This window comes from Arthrobacter sp. SPT-J7 (genome assembly GCF_059089965.1).
The window spans coordinates 1-1,133 of the sequence record NZ_JBNHFF010000465.1 but is presented as its reverse complement, the minus strand read 5'-3'; the positions used below and the strand labels follow the sequence as shown (position 1 = coordinate 1,133).

Here is a 1,133-nt window from a genome sequence, read left to right as displayed (position 1 = left end):
CCAAGTCGAGCGTAGTCGACTTTGTCCGGTTTGAGTAGGTCAGGCCGATTGGCGCAGAATCAATTCGTGCCTGAGAACCAGCATGGCGCCTTCGCTTCCGGCCTCCACCGTACCGGCCAGCAGGTTATTGACCAGGTCGACGGCGGCCCGTCCAACCGCGCGCAGGTCGAGGGCGAGAGTGGTCAGCTCAGGTGTTAGGAGCTCCCCCAAAGGGATCCCGTCCATCCCGATCACGGCGCAGTCCCCCGGCACACTTTTGCCGGCGTCGTGCAGTGCTTTGAGCGCCCCTGCCGCCATGAGGTCGTTGAACACCAGAAGCCCGTCGATTCCGCCACCATGCTCGATCATGGAGTGGACGGCTTCCCGGGCAGCGGGGGCGGAATCAGCGGCCTGCCATACAGTGAGCTCAATGCCCGCTTCCTCAGCTGCAGCGGCGACGGCCAGCCCGCGGGTGGTAGCGGGACCCTCCTGGTCGGAATCGAGATAGGCAATCTCCCGGCAGTGTGCCGCGTGGAGGCGCTCCAAGGCGGTCCGTGCCGCGAAAGAGTAGTCAAAGGAGATGCCGCCGGCCGCGTGGCCCGACGGGTAATCCAGCACCACGACCGGGCGCCGGCCCATCATGGCCTGGGCATCATTCGAGCAGGCACCAAGATAGCCAACGAGCGCGTCGACTTGGGGCGCGAGGCGGCTGACGGAGTCCAGACCGCTCCCGCTGCCGTGGCCAAAGTCATCAACAACTACGTTCCAGCCCCGCTGGGTGGCCGCATCCACCACGCTGGACGCGAAGGCAGGAAAGTAGGGGTTGGTAAGGTCAGGGATCGCAAGCCCCAGAGAGACCCGCGCGCCCTGCACCAGGCCCTTCGCAAAGCGGCTCGGTGCGTAGCCCAACTCTGCCGCGAGCCGTTGAACCCGCTCCCGGGTGGCAGGACTGATTCCAGGCATGTCGTTCATGGCCCGAGTCACCGTCTGACGCGACACGCCCGCCGCGGCCGCCACATCCAAAATCGTTGCTCTGCGGAGGCGCGGTTCACGGGAACTAGGGGTCATGACGGTAAGTCTAGGCGGGCCGTGGTGTCAGGTTGCCGGTACCCGTGGTGTCAGTTGCCGGTACCCGTGAAGTGGGGTGTGGTGGG

Annotated in this window: 1 protein-coding gene; it reads right to left on the bottom strand. The window is 65.8% G+C overall.

Features of this window, described 5'->3' with window-relative positions; genetic code table 11:
- Positions 1-39: 39 nt before the first annotated feature.
- Positions 40-1,047 (bottom strand): LacI family DNA-binding transcriptional regulator, encoded by a 1,008-nt coding sequence (locus AC5RWX_RS33625; protein WP_494100476.1) that lies wholly within the window; start codon positions 1,045-1,047, stop codon positions 40-42.
- Between the last annotated feature and the right edge of the window lie 86 nt (positions 1,048-1,133).